Here is a 1,891-nt window from a genome sequence, read left to right as displayed (position 1 = left end):
CGGGAGGCCTTGGCGATCTCGTCCGGGTCGTCGTAGAACGTGGTGGCCTTCACGACGGCGGCGGCACGCTGGGCCGGGTTGCCGGACTTGAAGATGCCGGAGCCGACAAACACGCCGTCGGCGCCGAGCTGCATCATCATCGCGGCGTCGGCCGGGGTGGCGATGCCGCCGGCGGTGAACAGCACCACCGGGAGCTTGCCGGTCGCGGCAACTTCCTTGACCAGKTCGTACGGGGCCTGCAGCTCCTTGGCCGCGACGTAGAGCTCGTCCTCGGCCATGCCGGCGAGCTTCTTGATCTCGGCGCGGATCTGGCGCATGTGCGTGGTGGCGTTGGAGACGTCGCCGGTGCCGGCCTCGCCCTTGGACCGGATCATCGCCGCGCCCTCGTTGATCCGGCGCAGGGCCTCACCGAGGTTRGTGGCACCGCAGACGAACGGAACGGTGAAGTTCCACTTGTCGATGTGGTTGGTGTAGTCSGCCGGGGTCAGGACCTCGGACTCGTCGATGTAGTCCACGCCGAGGGACTGCAGTACCTGCGCCTCGACGAAGTGGCCGATCCTGGCCTTGGCCATGACGGGCACGGACACGGMCGCGATGATCTTGTCGATCATGTCGGGATCGGACATGCGGGACACGCCGCCCTGGGCGCGGATATCGGCCGGAACGCGTTCCAGCGCCATCACGGCCACGGCACCGGAGTCTTCGGCGATGCGGGCCTGCTCGGCGTTGACGACGTCCATGATGACGCCGCCCTTGAGCATCTCAGCCATGCCGCGCTTGACGCGGCTGCTGCCCGTGACGGTGCTGGCGGACGCGGGCTGGAACGGGGTATCAAGCATGTGTGTTTCCTTGGCTGGTGGTGGCGGAGAGTTCCGTCGACGAAGCGGCGACGGTACCGGGTAACTCGTCAAAGCAATTGAAGCTGTAGAGATGGATGCCGTCGATGACGGGCTGGGCGGTGAGCTCGTCGATAAGAGCGTCGGGAGAGTAGCGTTCGCCGCTCAGGAGGCGGCGGGCGAGCGGTCCGGTCCGGCTAACGAACCGCAGGGACGTTCCGACGCCGATTTTCGTTGCCAGTGCAATCAGCCTGGTTCGTTGCACGGCGCCGGCAACCCCGGCCAGGAGCGGAAGCGTGACTCCCTCGCGGCGCAGCATCGCCGCATAACTGTGGATTCTGTGCGCCGAGAAGCACATCTGGGTGACGACGCTGGAGGCAAGTTCCTGCTTGGCCAATAGCGATTCGAGCAGCTGCAGAGTGCCGACGCCGGGGTGGCCCTCTGGGTATCCGGCGACCCCAACGGCCATCTGGCCGCCGCTGATTTCCGCGATCTCGCGCAGCAGCTGGCCCCCATTCGCGTAGGGACCCGCAGGCTGCGGGGCGTCACCGCCTACCGCGAACACTTCCGAGATGCCGGCCACACCACAGTCCCGGATGATGCCGGTCAGCTGGGAGCGGTCCTCGAGGCTCCGGGCTGCGAGGTGCGGGACCACGGTGTAGCCGAGCAGGCTGAGCTGGACGGCCGTGCGCATGGTCCGTCCGATCCCGTGGTGCGGCAGGCACGTGATGGTGAGCGTCGTGGTCAGCGGCACTGCCGCCTGGATCTTTTCGACGATTCCCTCGGAAGGAATGATTTCAAGTCGTGTGTGGAACATCTTTGATCCTCTGTCGATGTCAGGCGCCGGCGTGGGCGCCGAGCAGGGTGCTGGCTTCCTGGCGGGTGCTTCCGGAGCTTTCGATGTGCGCGAGTTCGGCCGGGATTTCCCAGCCCTTCTTGCGCATCGCGGTGGCCCAGAGCCGGCCGGCGCGGTAGGAGGAACGCACCAGGGGCCCGGACATGACGCCCAGGATGCCGATCTCGTCCGCTTCGTGCTGCAGGTCCACGAATTCCTG

At 66.7% G+C, this 1,891-nt stretch carries 2 protein-coding genes and 1 pseudogene; all 3 read right to left on the bottom strand.

Going from position 1 to position 1,891, the window contains the following annotated elements:
* Positions 1-839, bottom strand: an 839-nt coding sequence (gene pdxS / locus AC1DZV_RS21740; protein WP_476954563.1) for a pyridoxal 5'-phosphate synthase lyase subunit PdxS, incomplete at its 3' end; no start/stop codon positions are given.
* Complete coding sequence (locus tag AC1DZV_RS21735) at positions 832-1,653, bottom strand: methylenetetrahydrofolate reductase (RefSeq protein WP_476950165.1); 822 nt, start codon at positions 1,651-1,653, stop codon at positions 832-834. The genes pdxS and AC1DZV_RS21735, both read right to left, overlap by 8 nt.
* A gap of 19 nt (positions 1,654-1,672) precedes the next feature.
* Positions 1,673-1,891 (bottom strand): annotated as a pseudogene (locus tag AC1DZV_RS21730) (lipoyl synthase); the annotation flags it as partial.

It is taken from the genome of Arthrobacter sp. P1_D12, assembly GCF_056406175.1.
Note: the sequence above shows the minus strand (reverse complement) of the source record. Positions and strands in the feature narration are given on the sequence as shown.